Origin of the sequence: Micromonospora sp. WMMD712, from assembly GCF_029581295.1 — a bacterium.
GTDB lineage: Bacteria > Actinomycetota > Actinomycetes > Mycobacteriales > Micromonosporaceae > Micromonospora > Micromonospora carbonacea.
In genome coordinates this window covers 5,602,505-5,617,330 of sequence record NZ_CP120743.1, presented here as the reverse complement: position 1 = coordinate 5,617,330, position 14,826 = coordinate 5,602,505, and the positions used below count along the sequence as shown (strand labels likewise).

13 protein-coding genes are annotated in these 14,826 nt (G+C 73.3%); 4 read left to right on the top strand and 9 right to left on the bottom strand.

The features are described from left to right. Positions 1-5 precede the first annotated feature (5 nt). From O7633_RS24560 to O7633_RS24545, 4 genes are all read right to left on the bottom strand, one after another. Positions 6-1,907 (bottom strand): glycoside hydrolase family 13 protein, encoded by a 1,902-nt coding sequence (locus tag O7633_RS24560; RefSeq protein ID WP_282324072.1) that lies wholly within the window; start codon positions 1,905-1,907, stop codon positions 6-8. A gap of 139 nt (positions 1,908-2,046) precedes the next feature. Then, positions 2,047-2,949 (bottom strand): sugar ABC transporter permease, encoded by a 903-nt coding sequence (locus O7633_RS24555; protein WP_282324071.1) that lies wholly within the window; start codon positions 2,947-2,949, stop codon positions 2,047-2,049. Then, positions 2,946-4,574 carry an ABC transporter permease subunit gene (locus O7633_RS24550; RefSeq protein ID WP_282324070.1) on the bottom strand — a complete coding sequence of 543 codons (1,629 nt, stop codon included), beginning with the start codon at positions 4,572-4,574 and terminating at the stop codon, positions 2,946-2,948. The genes O7633_RS24555 and O7633_RS24550 overlap by 4 nt, the downstream gene beginning before the upstream one ends. Beyond that, the gene (locus O7633_RS24545; protein WP_282324069.1) at positions 4,574-5,830 is read right to left on the bottom strand and encodes a maltose ABC transporter substrate-binding protein; all 1,257 of its coding nucleotides are present in this window, start codon (positions 5,828-5,830) and stop codon (positions 4,574-4,576) included. The genes O7633_RS24550 and O7633_RS24545 overlap by 1 nt, the downstream gene beginning before the upstream one ends. A 198-nt stretch (positions 5,831-6,028) precedes the next feature. On the opposite strand from O7633_RS24545, the gene O7633_RS24540 reads away from it, so the two are divergent. The 3 genes from O7633_RS24540 to O7633_RS24530 all read left to right on the top strand — a co-directional run bounded on the left by O7633_RS24540 (position 6,029) and on the right by O7633_RS24530 (position 9,374). Then, on the top strand, positions 6,029-7,090 hold the full coding sequence (locus tag O7633_RS24540) for a LacI family DNA-binding transcriptional regulator (protein WP_278131915.1): 1,062 nt from the start codon (positions 6,029-6,031) through the stop codon (positions 7,088-7,090). A gap of 133 nt (positions 7,091-7,223) precedes the next feature. Further along, positions 7,224-8,861 (top strand): glycoside hydrolase family 13 protein, encoded by a 1,638-nt coding sequence (locus tag O7633_RS24535; RefSeq protein WP_282324068.1) that lies wholly within the window; start codon positions 7,224-7,226, stop codon positions 8,859-8,861. 192 nt (positions 8,862-9,053) lie between these two features. Then, positions 9,054-9,374, top strand: a complete 321-nt coding sequence (locus O7633_RS24530) for a multidrug efflux SMR transporter (RefSeq protein WP_077936069.1) — start codon at positions 9,054-9,056, stop codon at positions 9,372-9,374. Between the two features lie 71 nt (positions 9,375-9,445). Here the strand turns inward: O7633_RS24530 and O7633_RS24525 are convergent, their stop codons facing one another. From O7633_RS24525 to O7633_RS24505, 5 genes are all read right to left on the bottom strand, one after another. Continuing rightward, entirely contained in the window at positions 9,446-9,892 is a 447-nt protein-coding gene (locus tag O7633_RS24525; RefSeq protein ID WP_074476770.1) for a hypothetical protein, read from the bottom strand. A 71-nt stretch (positions 9,893-9,963) separates the two neighbouring features. After that, positions 9,964-10,899: a YhjD/YihY/BrkB family envelope integrity protein gene (locus tag O7633_RS24520; RefSeq protein WP_074476771.1), complete on the bottom strand. Its 936-nt coding sequence runs from the start codon at positions 10,897-10,899 to the stop codon at positions 9,964-9,966. Between the two features lie 48 nt (positions 10,900-10,947). Next, on the bottom strand, positions 10,948-11,538 hold the full coding sequence (locus O7633_RS24515) for a 2'-5' RNA ligase family protein (protein ID WP_282324067.1): 591 nt from the start codon (positions 11,536-11,538) through the stop codon (positions 10,948-10,950). Positions 11,539-11,560: 22 nt separating this feature from the next. Further along, entirely contained in the window at positions 11,561-12,586 is a 1,026-nt protein-coding gene (gene trpS, locus O7633_RS24510; protein ID WP_278131908.1) for a tryptophan--tRNA ligase, read from the bottom strand. Between the two features lie 32 nt (positions 12,587-12,618). After that, the gene (locus tag O7633_RS24505; protein WP_282324066.1) at positions 12,619-13,644 is read right to left on the bottom strand and encodes a hemolysin family protein; all 1,026 of its coding nucleotides are present in this window, start codon (positions 13,642-13,644) and stop codon (positions 12,619-12,621) included. Between the two features lie 192 nt (positions 13,645-13,836). Between O7633_RS24505 and galE the strand changes: the two genes are divergently transcribed. Then, positions 13,837-14,820: a UDP-glucose 4-epimerase GalE gene (gene galE, locus O7633_RS24500; RefSeq protein WP_278131903.1), complete on the top strand. Its 984-nt coding sequence runs from the start codon at positions 13,837-13,839 to the stop codon at positions 14,818-14,820. Positions 14,821-14,826: the final 6 nt, after the last annotated feature.

Here is a 14,826-nt window from a genome sequence, read left to right as displayed (position 1 = left end):
TGCACCTACACGCGCCAGAGTTGGAAGGTGGGGCCGTCGGCCGGGAGGGTCACCGTGCCGTCGGCGTCCGGGCGCAGCGCCGGGGCGCCCCCGTAGACGTTCTCCCCCGCCGGCAGGCCGGCGACCCGGACCGGGACGCCGGCCGCGCGCCGGGCCAGCGCCAGCACGCCCCCGGTGGGCGTCTCGCGGAGGAAGACCAGCGTGTCCGCGTCGACGTGCACCCAGCGCAGGCCGCCGTGGCGCAGCGCAGGCTCGGCGCGGCGCAGCGCGATCAGCCGCCGGTACGCGGCGAACGTGCCCACGTCCCAGGTGTCCGGCCGGTGCCACGGCATCGGGGTACGCGAGCCCTCCCCGTTCGTCCCGGTCAGCCCCAGCTCGTCCCCGGCGAAGACGACCGGGGTCCCCGGCATGGCGACGAGCAGCCCGGCGGCCACCTCCTGCCGGGCGGCGTCGCCGACCACGGTGCGGATGCGGGCCGAGTCGTGCGAGCCGAGGAGCTGCCACGAGTGCACGTACGACCGCCAGGAGACCAGCGACCGGTAGCTGTCCAGGGTGGCCCGCACGGCGTGGGCGTCGCGCCGCCGCACCCCGCCGGGGGTGCCGAGGAAGTTCGGCAGCGGCCCGCCACCGTGGCGCGGCCCGGCATCGTCACGCGGCCCGGCATCGTGGCGCAGCCAGGACCAGACCGGGTCGGTGAAGCCGACGTAGTTCATCGTGCCGTGCCAGCCGTCGCGGTCCAGGTCGCCGGTGTGGTCGTGGCCGTGCTCGGCGAGCACCAGCCCGTCGGCCCGGGTCTGCGCCACCACCTCGCGCAGCAGCCGCGCCACCTCGTGGGTGTACGCGTCCGCGCCGCGCCGCCCCGTCATGTTCGCCACGTCGACCCGCCACCCGTCGAGCGAGTACGGCGGGCGCAGCCAGCGGCGCAGCAGCGAGTCCTCGGCGGTGGCGAAGCGGCGGCGCAGCTCGGCGCTGCCCCAGTTGAGCTTCGGCAGCGACCTCACCCCGTTCCACGACTCGTAGTCCGAGCCGGGCAGGTCGAAGTAGTACAGCTCCCGTTCCGCAGCGGTCACGTCGGAGACGGCGGCGGTGAACCAGTGGTGGGCGTCGCCGGTGTGGTTGCTGGTGATGTCGCCGAGCAGCCGCCAGCCCCGGGCGTGCACCGCGTCGGCGAGCCGGGCCAGCGCGGCGTCGCCGCCGAGCAGCGGGTCGACGGTGTCGAAGCTGGCCGCGTCGTAGCGGTGGTTGGAGCGGGCCGGGAAGATCGGGGTGAGGTAGACGGTGTCGACGCCGAGCCGGTCGAGGTGGTCGAGCCGCTCGGCGATGCCGTCGAGGTCGCCGCCGTAGAACTGGCGGGGGGTCTGCGGGCCGCGCCCGATCACGGGGGTGTCCCAGTCGCAGGGGACGGCCCAGTCGGGGGCGGCGCGGCCGTCGGCGGCGGCGGAGCGGGCGAACCGGTCGGGGAAGATCTGGTAGATCACCGCGTCGCGGGCCCAGGCCGGCGGCGGGGCGTGGCTGACCAGCTTGAAGTCGCCGTGGTCGGGCACGTCGTGGTCGGCGAGGCCGGCGGCGGTGAGCCAGCGGTAGTCGCCCCGGGCGTCGGTGAGCATGAACCGGTAGTTGCTGACCGGATTGCGTACCTCGACGTCGGCGCGCCACCAGACGTCGGCGCCGGTGCGGCGGTCGACGACGGCCTCGGCGAAGCGCGGCTCGCCGTCGGGGGTGCTGCGCACGTGCACGGCGCGCACGTCGGCCCCGGCGGGGACCCGGACGAGGACGGGGACGGTCTGCCCGAGGGCGGGCTCCTGCTCGGGGACGTAGGTGGCGGAGCCGTCGTGGTGCGGGCCCAGGGAGACGGTGCGGCCAGGGACGGCGGTGCGGTCCGGGGAGACGGTGGGGCGCGGGGACATGGCGCGGCCTTTCGGGTCGGTTCGACGGGGAGTGGGCGGGCACCCGCCGCGGCCGGTCACCCGACCGCGGCGGTCCGCCCGGAAACCGCTCCGGTGTACGTCGACACGACGCCCTTGCCGCAGCGTGAGCCGAGGAGGCTCAGCCCTTGACCGCTCCGGCGGTGAGGCCGGAGACGATGTACCGCTGGAGGAGCTGGAAGACCAGCACGGTGGGGACGGCGGTGAGCAGGGTGCCCGCCGCGAACATCCCGAAGTTGTTGTTGCGCTCGCCGGCGACCAGGCCGAACATGCCGACGGCGAGGGTCTTCGACTCGGTGTCGGTCAGGAACACGTTGGCGATCATGAACTCGTTGATCGTGCCGATGAACGACAGCAGGGCGGTCACCGCCAGGATCGGCGCCACCAGCGGCAGCATGATCCGGAAGAAGACCTGGGCGTGCGACGCGCCGTCCATCGTGGCCGACTCGTCCAGCTCCCGGGGCAGCGTGTCGAAGAAACCCTTCATCAGCCAGGTGTTCACGCCGAGCGCGCCGCCCATGTAGAGCAGGAACAGGCCCCACGGGGTGTTGAAGCCGATCGCCGGCCAGAGGTCGGTGACCGTGGTGAAGATCAGGAAGATCGCCACGATCGCCAGGAACTGCGGGAACATCTGGATCAGCAGCAGGGTGAGCAGCCCGACCCGGCGGCCGGCGAAGCGCATCCGGGAGAACGCGTACGCCGCCAGCGAGGACAGGAAGATCGACACGAGGCTGGCCAGCCCGGCGATCAGCAGCGAGTTGACGAACCAGTGCCCGAACGCCGTGTCGGCGAACAGGTCGGCGAAGTTCTCGCCCGACACCCCGCCGGTCGGCACGAGGGAGGTCGACGAGAGCGTGCCGAGCGGGTTGAGCGCGGCCGAGAGCACGAACAGGATCGGGAAGAGGCTGAACGCCACGGCCAGCACCCCGACGACGTGCCGCCAGCCGACCTGGGCCAGCCAGCGGTGGCGCCGCCGGCCGGCGGCGGCGCGGTCGACGGCCGGGGGGTGCGCGTAGGTGGTCACGAGTAGACCTCCTCCTGCTTGCGGGTGTTGCGGAAGCTGATCGCCGACACCGTCGCCACGATCGCGAAGATGAAGATCGACACCGCCGCCGCCATGCCGAACTCCGCGCCCTGCGCGCCGAAGGCCAGCCGGTAGGTGTAGGTGATCAGCAGGTCGGTCGCCCCGTTGCTCGGGTTGTCCGCCGGGAACGGGCCGCCCTCGGTGGTCAGCCAGATCGCGTTGATGTTGTTGAAGTTGTACGCGAACGACGCGATCAGCAGCGGCGACAGCGCGACGAGCAGCAGCGGCAGGGTGACCGCGCGGAACGACTGCCAGGGCGACGCGCCGTCGACCGAGGTGGCCTCGGTCAGCTCCTTGGGGATGGCCTGGAGCGCGCCGGTGGCGACCAGGAACATGTACGGGTAGCCCAGCCAGAGCTGCACCAGCAGCACCGCCGCCCGCGCCGACCAGGCCTCGCCGAACCAGTCGACGCCGAGGCCGAACAGGTTGTTGACCAGTCCGAAGTCGGTGTTGAACATGTCCCGCCAGACCAGCAGCATCGCGAACGACGGCATGGCGTACGGCAGGATCAGCAGCACCCGGTAGAGGTTGGTGCCGCGCATCCGGGGCGAGTGCAGGGCCAGCGCGATGGCCATGCCCAGCAGGAAGGTGAACCCGGTGGAGCCGATCGCGAAGGCGAAGTTCCACAGCAGGGTGCCGAAGAACGGCCCGGAGATGTTCGGGTCGGTGAGCACCCGGGAGAAGTTCTCCAGCCCGACGTCGACCTTCCAGCCCTGCGCGAGGCGCTCCCCGTCGGCGGCGACGAACGAGCCGGTCTTCTCGTCGGCCGTCCAGGTCTTGCCGCTCTCGCTGTCGGTGACGCAGTCGCACCCGGCGTCGTACGCCCGAATGGCCCGGCCCTCGTAGGCGCGGGACAGGCCGGACGAACGCAGCGCGCCCCCGGCGGTGGGCACCACCAGGTCGGTGATCTCCTGGCTGCGGGCGCTGGCCTGGCCGAAGTTGAGCACGGTGTAGCCGTCGGCGGCGGTCACCTTGCCGCCGGAGCCGACGGTGACGTCGGCGGCGTCGAGCCGGCGCAGCCCGTCGGCGTCCCCGGCGGAGACGGTGCCGGTGGCCGGGTCGGTGACCAGGAAGACCAGCGCGCCGGTGGCGGGGTCGCCCGCGGTGGCGACCGACAGGGCGTACTCGGTGGAGCCGGGGACCTGCTTGACCGAGGAGCTCTGGATCGCGACGACGGCCTCGTCCTTACTGCCCCGGTGGCCGTCGCCGAAGTTCGTGAACGCGGTGCTGGCGGTGTAGAGCACCGGGAAGACCTGGAAGGCGATCAGGAAGAGCGTGCCGGGGACCAGGTACTTCGCGGGGATGTGCCGGGGGGTGAGGTAGAGGTAGAACAGGCCGGCGGTGGTGGCCGCGAGCAGGGCCAGCCCGACCCACTTCCCGGCCTCGACGAGCGGGAAGGCCGCCCAGAGCGCGATCCCGGCCACGAGGCCGAGCAGGATCACCTTGACGACGAGGCCGGTCGCGGTGACCGGCGCGTGGTGGCGCGCGGTGCGCGGGAGCCCGGGGCCGACGGGCCCCCGGCCCGGGGTCCGCGTGGACCCCGGGCCGGACAGCTTCGTGCTCATTACTTGATCTGGCCGGAGATCGTCTTGCCGGCCGCGGTGATCGTCTTGGCCGGGTCGGCGCCGCCGATGATCGCGGCCTCGGCCTTGCCGAACGGGTCCCAGATCGCGGCCATGGCCGGGATCGCGGGGAGCACCTGGCCGTTCCTGCCGGCCTCGGTGAACTTGGCCAGGTCCGGGTCGCTGCCCTTGACCTGGTCGAGCGCGGCGGTCAGCGCCGGCGGGCGCGGCTCGGCGTTGTACAGGGCCACGGCCAGTTCCGGCTTGGTGGTGTAGTTCGCCACGAACTCCTGGGCCAGGGCCTTGTTCTTGCCCTTGGCGGCCACGTAGAACGCCTGGACGCCCACGAACGGCTGCGCCTCCTTGCCGCCGGCGAAGCCGGGGACCGGGGAGATGTCGTAGGAGATGTTGGCCTTCTTGGCGTCGGCGATGGCCCACGGCCCGGAGACCAGGAAGGCGCACTTCTTGCCGGTGAAGGTGGCGATCGAGTTCTCGGCGGTGATGGAGCGCTTGAGCGCGCCCTCGCCCTTCTCGCCGAGCTTCGCGATCTTCTGGAACGCGGCGATCGACTCCGGCTTGCCCACGCCCAGGTCCTTCGGGTCGTAGTCGCCGTTGGCGGCGGTGCCGAAGAGGTAGCCGCCGGCCGAGGTGTACAGCGGGTAGATGTGGTACGCGTCGCCGTTCTGGCCGGACTGGAGGCAGAGGATCTCGCTGGCCTTCTTGTCGGCCTTGAGCTTCTTGCCGGCGGCGACCAGGTCCTCGATCGTCTTCGGGGCCTCCGGGGCCAGCTCGGTGTTGCGGATCAGCGCCAGGTTCTCCATGGCGTACGGCACGCCGTAGAGCTGGCCGTTGAAGGTGACGGCCTTGACGGCGGTCTCGTTGAAGCCGCTCTTCTGGTCGGCGGCGAGCTGCACCGGGTCGATGGCGCCGTTCTGGACCAGGTTGCCGATCCAGTCGTGCGCGCCGACCACGACGTCGGGGCCGCTGCCCTGCTGGGAGGCGGTGACGAAGTTGGTCTGCAGGTCCTTCGAGACTGCCTGGACCTCGACGGTCACGCCGTTCTCCTGGCCGAAGGACTCGGCGAACGGCTTCAGGGCGGCGGTCCGCTTGTCGTCGGCCCAGATCACCAGCTTCCCGCCGGTGGCGCCGGCGGACTCCTTCGCGGCCGGCGCGCTGCTGTCGTCGTCGCTGCCACCGCAGCCGGAGGCGGCCAGCGCCAGGCCGAGGACGGCGACCACACCCGCGGTACGGATGCGCATCGGTACTCCTGTCGTCATGGCGGTCCGCCGGGGGAAGGGCGGCCCGCCAGTGGGAACCTCTGTAAGTTCTTGCCAACCGGCGCGGGGATGCTGCGCCGCTGCTCTCGCATGTTGCGGGGACGTTAGCAAGAGGTTGCAGATTCCGGAAGGGCTTGCAGAAAGGTACGCAAGAACTTGCCCGTGAGCTAAAGTGCCGCCATGCGCGCTCGACTGTCCGACATCGCCCAACAGGCCGAAGTCAGCGAGGCCACGGTGTCGCGGGTGCTCAACGACCGCCCCGGCGTGGCCCCGGAGACCCGGCAGGCCGTCCTGACCGCCCTCGACGTCCTCGGCTACGAGCGCCCGGCCCGGCTGCGCAAGCGCAGCGCCGGCCTCGTCGGCCTGGTGGTGCCGGAGCTGGACAACCCGATCTTCCCGGCGTTCGCCCAGGTGATCGAGTCGACCCTGGCGCAGAGCGGCTTCACCCCGGTGCTGTGCACCCAGACCCCGGGCGGCGTCACCGAGGACGAGTACGTCGAGATGCTGCTCGACCGCCAGGTCTCCGGGATCGTCTTCGTCTCCGGCCTGCACGCCGACACCGCCGCCAACCACGACCGGTACCGCGCGCTGATCGCCAGGCCGCTGCCCGTCGTCATGATCAACGGGTACGTCCCCGGGATCGCCGCGCCCTTCGTCTCCTGCGACGACCGGGAGGCGACCGAGCTGGCCGTCGCCCACCTGGTCGCCCTGGGGCACCGACGGATCGGGCTGATCACCGGCCCGGACCGGTTCGTCCCCGTGCAGCGCCGGGTCGCCGGCTGGCGGGCCGCCATGGCGCGCCTGGCGGGCCTGCCCGAGGCCGAGCTGGCCGAGCTCGCCGAGCTGACCCTGTTCGGGGTGGAGGGCGGCGAGGCCGCCGCGGGGCGGCTGCTGGAGCGCGGCGTGACCGGGGTGGTCTGCGGCTCCGACCTGATGGCCCTCGGCGCGATCCGGGCCGCCCGCCAGCGCGGGCTGTCCGTCCCCGGCGACCTGTCCGTGGTCGGATACGACGACTCGCCGTTGATGGCCTTCACCGACCCGCCGCTGACGACGATGCGCCAGCCGGTGGCCGCCATGGCGGTGGCCGCCGTGCGGGCCCTGGTCGACGAGATCAACGGGCACGCCGCCCCGCACTCGGAGTACCTGTTCCGGCCCGAGCTGGTGGTACGCGGCTCCACGGCGGTCGTCCGGCAGCCGGCCGCGCGGCAGCCCGCCGCCGCGCTGGCCAGGAGCGCCGGCTGACCGCCGTCATTTCTTGCGCAAGTCCTGCTTGACTCTTGCAGCAGCGGGACGGCATCCTGCTCTGACCACCGGTGGCACACCGCCGTGCCCCGCACCCACGCCGTCCCGCGCCACAGAACGGGGATCGCCACCCATGACCGCCAGCACCCCCACGCCGCTGACCTCCGACGACGACTGGTGGCGCTCCGCGGTCGTCTACCAGGTCTACGTCCGCAGCTTCGCCGACTCCGACGGCGACGGCGTCGGCGACCTCCAGGGCATCCGGGAGCGGCTGCCCTACCTGCGCGACCTCGGGGTCGACGCGCTCTGGCTGACCCCCTTCTACACCTCGCCGATGGTCGACGGCGGCTACGACGTGGCCGACTACCGCGACGTCGACCCCATGTTCGGCACCCTGACCGACTTCGACCACATGATCACCGACGCGCACGCGCTCGGCCTGCGGATCATCGTCGACATCGTGCCCAACCACACCTCCAGCGCGCACCCGTGGTTCGTCGCCGCGCTCGCCGCCGCCCCCGGCTCCCCGGAGCGGGCCCGCTACCTGTTCGCCGAGGGCCGGGGCGGGCGCGGCGAGCTGCCCCCCAACGACTGGGAGAGCATCTTCGGCGGACCGGCCTGGACCCGGGTGCCCGACGGCCAGTGGTACCTCCACCTGTTCGACCCGGCCCAGCCCGACCTCAACTGGCGGCACCCCGAGGTGCGGGCCGAGTTCGAGGACGTGCTGCGCTTCTGGCTCGACCGGGGCGTCGACGGGTTCCGCATCGACGTGGCCCACGGCATGATCAAGGCCGAGGGGCTGCCCGACGTCGGCTTCAACTCGATGACCGGCGGCCGCCGCCAGTCCGAGCTGCTCGGCAAGGGCCGGCTGCCGTACTTCGACCAGGACGAGGTACACGAGATCTACCGGGCCTGGCGACCGATCCTGGACAGCTACCCCGGCGGCCGGATGGCCGTGGCCGAGGCGTGGGCCGAGACGCCGCAGCGGCTCGCCCGCTACATCGGGCCCGACGAGCTGCACCAGGCGTTCAGCTTCGACTTCCTCGACGCCACCTGGTCGGCCGACTCGTTCCGCAAGGTGATCGACACCGCGCTGGCCGAGGCGACCATCGTCGGCGCGCCGACCACCTGGGTGCTGTCCAACCACGACAAGCAGCGGCACGTCACCCGCTACGGCGACGGCGAGGTCGGCCTGCGCCGGGCCCGCGCGGCCAGCCTGCTGATGCTCGCGCTGCCCGGCTGCGCCTACCTCTACCAGGGCGAGGAGCTGGGCCTGCCGGAGGTGCTCGACCTGCCCGACGAGCTGCGGCAGGACCCGTCGTTCCTGCGCACCGGCGAGAGCCGGGACGGCTGCCGGGTGCCGATCCCGTGGAGCGGCGAGCTGGCCCCGTACGGCTTCGGGCCGGCCGGCAGCGAGCTGAGCTGGCTGCCGGCCCCCGCGACCTGGGCCGCCCTCTCGGTCGCCGCCCAGGCCGGCGCGCCCGGCTCGACCCTGGAGCTCTACCGCGCGGCGCTGCGCGCCCGGCGCACCCACCCGGCGCTCGCCCGCGACGCCGACGGCGTGACCTGGCTGGAGTCGACCGGCCCCGGCGTGCTCGCGTTCCGCCGCACCGGCGGCGGCGCGGAGCTGACCTGCGTGGTCAACCTCAGCGACGCGCCGGTGCGGATCGACGGGTACGGCGAGCCGGTCGTGGCCAGCGCGGAGCTGACCGGGCAGGACACGGGGCACGTCCTGCCGGTCGACGCCGCCGCGTGGTTCGAACGGCGCTGAGCCGGGTACAGCCCGCCCTGGACCCCTGGTCGTCCGTCGTGCCGCGCGCCGACGGGCGGCCAGGACAGCCGACCCCTTGTGGTGGGGGGTGAAGGTGGCGGCGGCGCCCCGTGGAGTTCCGCTCCCCGGGGCGCCGCCGTCCGTCCGGGACGGCGCGGGGTCTGCCGCGACCGGCGCGGGGACAATCGCCGCATGGCGTATCTGTTCCTGGTGCTCGCGATCGCGTCCGAGGTGGTCGGGACGAGCCTGCTCAAGGCGACGCACGGGTTCACCCGGTTGTGGCCGACGCTCGGACTGGCGGTGGCCTACCTGGCGGCGTTCGGGCTGCTCTCGCTCGCGGTGCGGGAGATCCCGGTCGGCGTCGCGTACGCGATGTGGTCCGGGCTGGGCACGGCGGCGATCGTCGCGGTCGGGGCGGCCTTCCTCGGCGAGCCGCTCAGCGTGACGAAGGTCGTCGGCGTGGCGCTCGTCATCGCCGGGGTGGTCGTGCTCAACCTGGGCGGGACGCACTGAGCGGCGGTGGGCGGATCCGACGGCCGACGGTCAGCGGCTCGGCGGGCGGGTCGGCACGCCGGGGCCGACGGTCAGCTCCCCTTCTCGGTGAGCAGTTTGGCGATGCGGGCGAAGCCGGCCCGCAGCTCGGCCTCGGCGGGCGCGGGACGGGGCCCGGCCGGCTCCCCGGCCGCCTCGGCGGCGGCCTCCAGCTCGTCGTCGATGACGTCGTCGAAGTCGCCGTAGAGGTCGGACGCCTCGATCCGGGCCGCCTCGTCGGAGGCGGCGATGCGGGCGGCGGCGATCTCGCCGCGGATCTCGTCGGGCGACAGGGCGGGCACCAGGGGCTCCACCACGGCCATGAGCTGCTCCTCGGCCACCACCGACTCGGCGAGGGCCAGCGCGTGCGGGCGCTCGTAGGGGCCGCAGACCACCGGCTCCCACTCGTCGACGTCGTCGAGCGGGCCGAACGTGATGATCCACGGCAGGCCGAGCATCGGCGAGTCGTCCGGCAGGTCCAACGTCACGAGTGCGCCCACGCGCCCATCATGGCCCGGCCCTCACGTTCCCGGGCCGGGCATCCGCCCGAATCAGCCGAACGTTGCGCGGGTCATCCCGCCCCGCCGGGCGTGCCCGGACCGGTGTCGGCGTCGGCCTCCGCGTCGAGGTCGGCCGGCGCCGCCCCCTCGGCCAGGTCCACCACCCGGCCGTACGGGCTGGTCGCGGCGAGCGCCGCGCCGAACAGCACGAGCTGGTTGAGCAGGTAGAGGTAGAGCAGCAGGCCGACCGCCCCCGCCACCACCGTGTACGCCGGGTTCCGCTCGGTGCGCACCACGTAGAACCGCCCGACCGTGTTGAGCAGGGTGATGCCCACCGCCACGGCGAACACCACCGGGCGCAGCCGGCGGCGGCTCATCCGCAGCCGGGGCACCGCCACCAGCAGGGCGGCGGCCAGCACCGCGTTGACCAACACGCTGAGCACGGCGCTGATCACGGTCAGCCCCACCGAGCCGGTGCTGCGCAGCAGGAAGCGCAGCAGCGACTCCAGCGCGTCCACGGCGGCCACCGACAGGCCGAGCAGGACGAACACCCCCACCAGCACGCCCAGGTCGACCAGCCGGCGCACCACCAGGTTGCCGGGCTGCTGGTTGAGCCCGTACATCAGCCGTTGCGACGAGCGGATCGCCTCCACCCAGCCGATCCCGGTGAAGACCAGGATGACCAGGCCCACCACCCCGACCGTGTTGCTGCTCTGGGCGATCTGCGCCGGGTCGAGGAAGGGGAGGTTCTCCTTGAGGAAGCCGGCCGCCGCGTCGCTGACCTCGTCGTTGTCCTCCAGGATCGCCCCGAAGATCGAGTACGCGACCAGGGCCAGCGCGAAGACCGCGAAGAAGCCGTAGTAGGCGATCGCCGCCGCCAGCCGCCCGCCGAGCACCTCCGCGTAGAGGTTGCCGGCCCGCCACAGGTGGTCGAAGGTCCGCGACCGGCGACGCGCCGCGCTCACCCGCCGGTCGATGCCGGCCTCGATCCGCCCGAAGACCTCCACGCCGTCATCCTCGCCGATCCGCCGCCCGCACGGGAGAGCGTCGCCGGCTCAGGACACGCCGAGCAGGAAGTCCCGGCGCGGCTGCCACCGGGTCTGACCGCTGTGCGAGAAGAGCGTGAACGAGTCGACCTCGAACACCGCCGAGAAGTCGGCCAGGTCCTCGTACGCCCGGTCCAGCGCCTCCGGCGCGACGTCCTGCGCCACCGTGACGTGCGGGTGGTAGGGGAACCGGGCCTCCCGGTGCAGCTCGGGGGCAGAGTTGATCGCGGCGGCGAGGAGCTCGCACTCGCTGATCCCGGCGGCCACCGCCACGAACACCACCTGCGTCACCGGGCGGAACGTGCCGGTGCCCCGCAGGTGCAGGGTGAACGGCAGGTGCGTGGCGGCCACCCCGGCGAGGTGCCGCTCGACCGCCGGCAGCGCCGCCGTCGGGATCTCGGTGGGCCCGAGCAGCGTCACGTGCGCGGGCACCACGAGGGGGTCGCCGGCCTCGACCCGCCGCCGGGTGAGCAGGCCGCCCCACGGCTCCGGGATGTCCACCGCGATCCCGATCTGGATGGTGTCGCCGGCCTGCGGCGCCCCGTCCCTGCGATCCACGCTCCGCGCCACCCCTCCGGCCACCGACCCGCCCGTCTCCACCCGTACCCGTCGCGCCGGGCGGTCAGCCGAGGCGGACCGGCGGGAGGAACCCGACCCGCTCGTACGTCTCGTGCAGCGTCGCCGAGGCGACCGCGCGGGCCTTCTCCGCGCCGGCCGCGAGCAGCTTGTCGAGCTGCGCCGGGTCGTCGAGGTAGGCCCGGGTGCGCTCCTGGATCGGCGTGACGAACTCCCGGACCACCTCGCCCAGGTCCTTCTTCAGGTCGCCGTAGCCCCGCCCCGCGTACGCGGCGACCAGGTCGTCGACGCTGCGGCCGGTCAGCGCGGAGTAGATCGTGAGCAGGTTGGACACGCCCGGCTTGGTCTCGGCGTCGAAGACGATCTCCCGGCCGGTGTCGGTGACCGCCGAGCGGATCTTCTTGGCCGAGCGGGCCGGGTCCTCCAGCAGGTCGATGATGCCGGTCGGCGAGGACGACGACTTCGACATCTTGGCCGTCGGGTCCTGTAGGTCGGTGATCTTCGCGGTGTCCTTGACGATGTGCGGCGCGGGCACGACGAACGTCTTGCCGAACTGCGAGTTGAACCGCTGCGCCAGGTCGCGGGACAGCTCCAGGTGCTGCCGCTGGTCCTCGCCGACCGGGACGGCGTGTGCCTGGTAGAGCAGGATGTCGGCGGCCTGGAGGATCGGGTAGGTGAACAGGCCGACGCTGGAGCGCTCGCTGCCCTGCTTCTGCGACTTGTCCTTGAACTGGGTCATCCGGCTGGCCTCGCCGAAGCCGGTGATGCAGCCCAGCACCCAGGCGAGCTGCGAGTGCTCGGGCACCTGCGACTGGACGAACAGCGTGCTGCGCTCCGGGTCCAGGCCGACGGCGAAGAGCTGCGCGGCGGCCACCCGGGTGCGCTGCCGCAGCACCTTGGGGTCGTGCCCGGCCGTGATGGCGTGCAGGTCGACCACGCAGTAGAACGCGTCGTGGGTGTCCTGCAACGCCACCCAGTGCCGCACCGCGCCCAGGTAGTTGCCGAGGTGGAACGAGTCGGCCGTCGGCTGGATGCCGGAGAACACGCGGGGGCGGGCGGGTACGTCGGACATGCCGGCATTCTGTCAGCAACCCCCGGCGTCCGTCATGACGGGCCGGCGGGTCGGCTCTCCGCCGCTGCGAGCGGGCCGGTGACCTCGCGTCGCGGCTCGGGCAGGCGCACCACGGAGACCGCGAGCCGGGACACCCGGCGGCCCTCCAGCGCCAGCACCCGCAGCAGCCACCCGCCGGGCGGGTCGTCCGGGTCCCGGTCGCCGCCGTCCGCCGCCGGCGGGGCCACCGGCACCTCGTCCCCCACCACCGGCAGCCGGCCCAGCGCGGCCATCACGTACCCGCCGGCCGTCTCGTACGGGCCGGCGGCCAGCCGCAGCCCGGTGCGCTCGGCGAAGTCGGCGAGGTTGAGCCGGCCGTCGACCACCGTGGGCAGGCCGGTCGGCTCCGGCTCCGGGTCGCCGTCGTGCTCGTCGTGGATCTCGCCGACCAGCTCCTCGATCAGGTCCTCGCAGGTGACGATGCCGGCGGTGCCGCCGTACTCGTCGACCACCACCGCGAGGTGGTGGCCCTCGCGGCGCATCTCGGTCAGCGCGGCCAGCACCCGCTTGCTGCCGGGCAGCCGCTTGACCTCCCGGGTCAGCTCGCCGACGGTGACGCCCGGGTCGAGGTCGGGGCGCAGCAGCACGTCGCGTAGGTGCACGAAGCCGACCACGTCGTCGTGGGTGCCGTCGACGACCGGGTAGCGGCGGTGCGTCTCGGCCCGGACCAGCCGCTCCGCCTCGGCGACGGTCATCGCGACCGACAGGAACACGACCTCGGTGCGGGGCATCATCACCTCGCGGACCAGGCTCGCCCCGGCGGCCAGCACCTCGTCGATGATCCGCCGCTCGTCGGCGTCGAGGACGGTGCTGGCGGCGACCAGGTCCCGCAGCTCGGCCTCGCTGATCCGCTCCCGGCCGGCGGCGGGGCTGGCCCCGAGCAGGTCGGTGACCAGCCGGGTCGCGCCGTCGGCGGCCCGGACCACCAGCCGGGCGACGGCGCGGGCCAGGGGGCCCGGTTCGCGTCGGAGCCGCCCCACCGGTCGCCGGCGGAGCCCGGGACCACCCGCTTCCCGCATGACAACTCATCGTAGGGCCCGCGACGCTTCGGCACAGGTCGTCCACCCGGAGTGACGGTGTGCGTATCTGTTCAGTCCTGAAAGATTGTGATGGAATGGCGGTGCGGCGACGCCGGGCGCGGCCACAGCCGGCCGCCGTAGGGTGGGCGCGGACGGCCGCGGCGAGGCGCGGCCAGGCAGGAGGACCCCGACGTGAAACTGCTCGTCACCGGCGGCGCCGGCTACATCGGCAGCGTGGTGACCCGGATGCTGGTCGACGCCGGCCACGAGGTCGTCGTCCTCGACGACCTGCGCACCGGGCACCGCGAGGCGCTCGCCCCGGACGCCACCTGGGTCGACGCGCCCATCCACGAGGCGGCCCGGGTGCTCACCCCCGAGGCGGGCTTCGACGGGGTGCTGCACTTCGCCGCCCTCATCGCCGCCGGCGAGTCCATGGTCCGGCCCGAGCTGTACTGGCAGAACAACACGGTCGGCTCGCTCGCCCTGATCGACGCCGTCCGGGCCGCGCGGGTGCCCCGGATGGTCTTCTCCTCCACCGCCGCCGTCTACGGCAACCCGACCGAGCTGCCCATCCCGGAGACCGCCGTCAAGGCCCCCACCAACACGTACGGGGCCACCAAGCTGGCCGTGGACATGGCGCTCACCTCCGAGGCGATCGGGCACGACCTGGCCGCCGTGTCGCTGCGCTACTTCAACGTCGCCGGGGCGTACCTGCGCGGCGACGTCGCCATCGGCGAGCGGCACGACCCGGAGACCCACCTCATCCCGATCGCCCTCGACGTCGCCGCCGGCCGGCGGGAGAAGCTCCAACTCTTCGGCGACGACTACCCCACCGTCGACGGCACCTGCGTGCGCGACTACATCCACGTCGAGGACCTGGCCCGCGCCCACCTGCTGGCGCTCACCGCCGCCGTGCCCGGCCGGCACCGCGTCTACAACCTGGGCAACGGCGCCGGGTTCACCAACCGGCAGGTCGTCGACGTGGTCCGCGAGGTCACCGGCCGGCCGCTGCCGGTCGAGGTGGCCCCGCGCCGCGAGGGCGACCCGGCCGAGCTGGTCGCCTCCTCCGCCCTGGCCCGCGAGGAGCTGGGCTGGACGCCCGAGAAGCCGACCCTGCACGACATGGTCGGCGACGCCTGGGCCTTCTACCGCACGCACATCCTGGAGCGTCCGTGACCGACC

Coding starts and splice junctions, on each gene's coding strand:
- O7633_RS24560 (WP_282324072.1), bottom strand. CDS start 1,907: ATGTCCCCGCGCCCCACCGTCTCCCCGGACCGCACCGCCGTCCCTGGC.
- O7633_RS24550 (WP_282324070.1), bottom strand. CDS start 4,574: ATGAGCACGAAGCTGTCCGGCCCGGGGTCCACGCGGACCCCGGGCCGG.
- O7633_RS24545 (WP_282324069.1), bottom strand. CDS start 5,830: ATGCGCATCCGTACCGCGGGTGTGGTCGCCGTCCTCGGCCTGGCGCTG.
- O7633_RS24540 (WP_278131915.1), top strand. CDS start 6,029: ATGCGCGCTCGACTGTCCGACATCGCCCAACAGGCCGAAGTCAGCGAG.
- O7633_RS24535 (WP_282324068.1), top strand. CDS start 7,224: ATGACCGCCAGCACCCCCACGCCGCTGACCTCCGACGACGACTGGTGG.
- O7633_RS24530 (WP_077936069.1), top strand. CDS start 9,054: ATGGCGTATCTGTTCCTGGTGCTCGCGATCGCGTCCGAGGTGGTCGGG.
- trpS (WP_278131908.1), bottom strand. CDS start 12,586: ATGTCCGACGTACCCGCCCGCCCCCGCGTGTTCTCCGGCATCCAGCCG.
- O7633_RS24505 (WP_282324066.1), bottom strand. CDS start 13,644: ATGCGGGAAGCGGGTGGTCCCGGGCTCCGCCGGCGACCGGTGGGGCGG.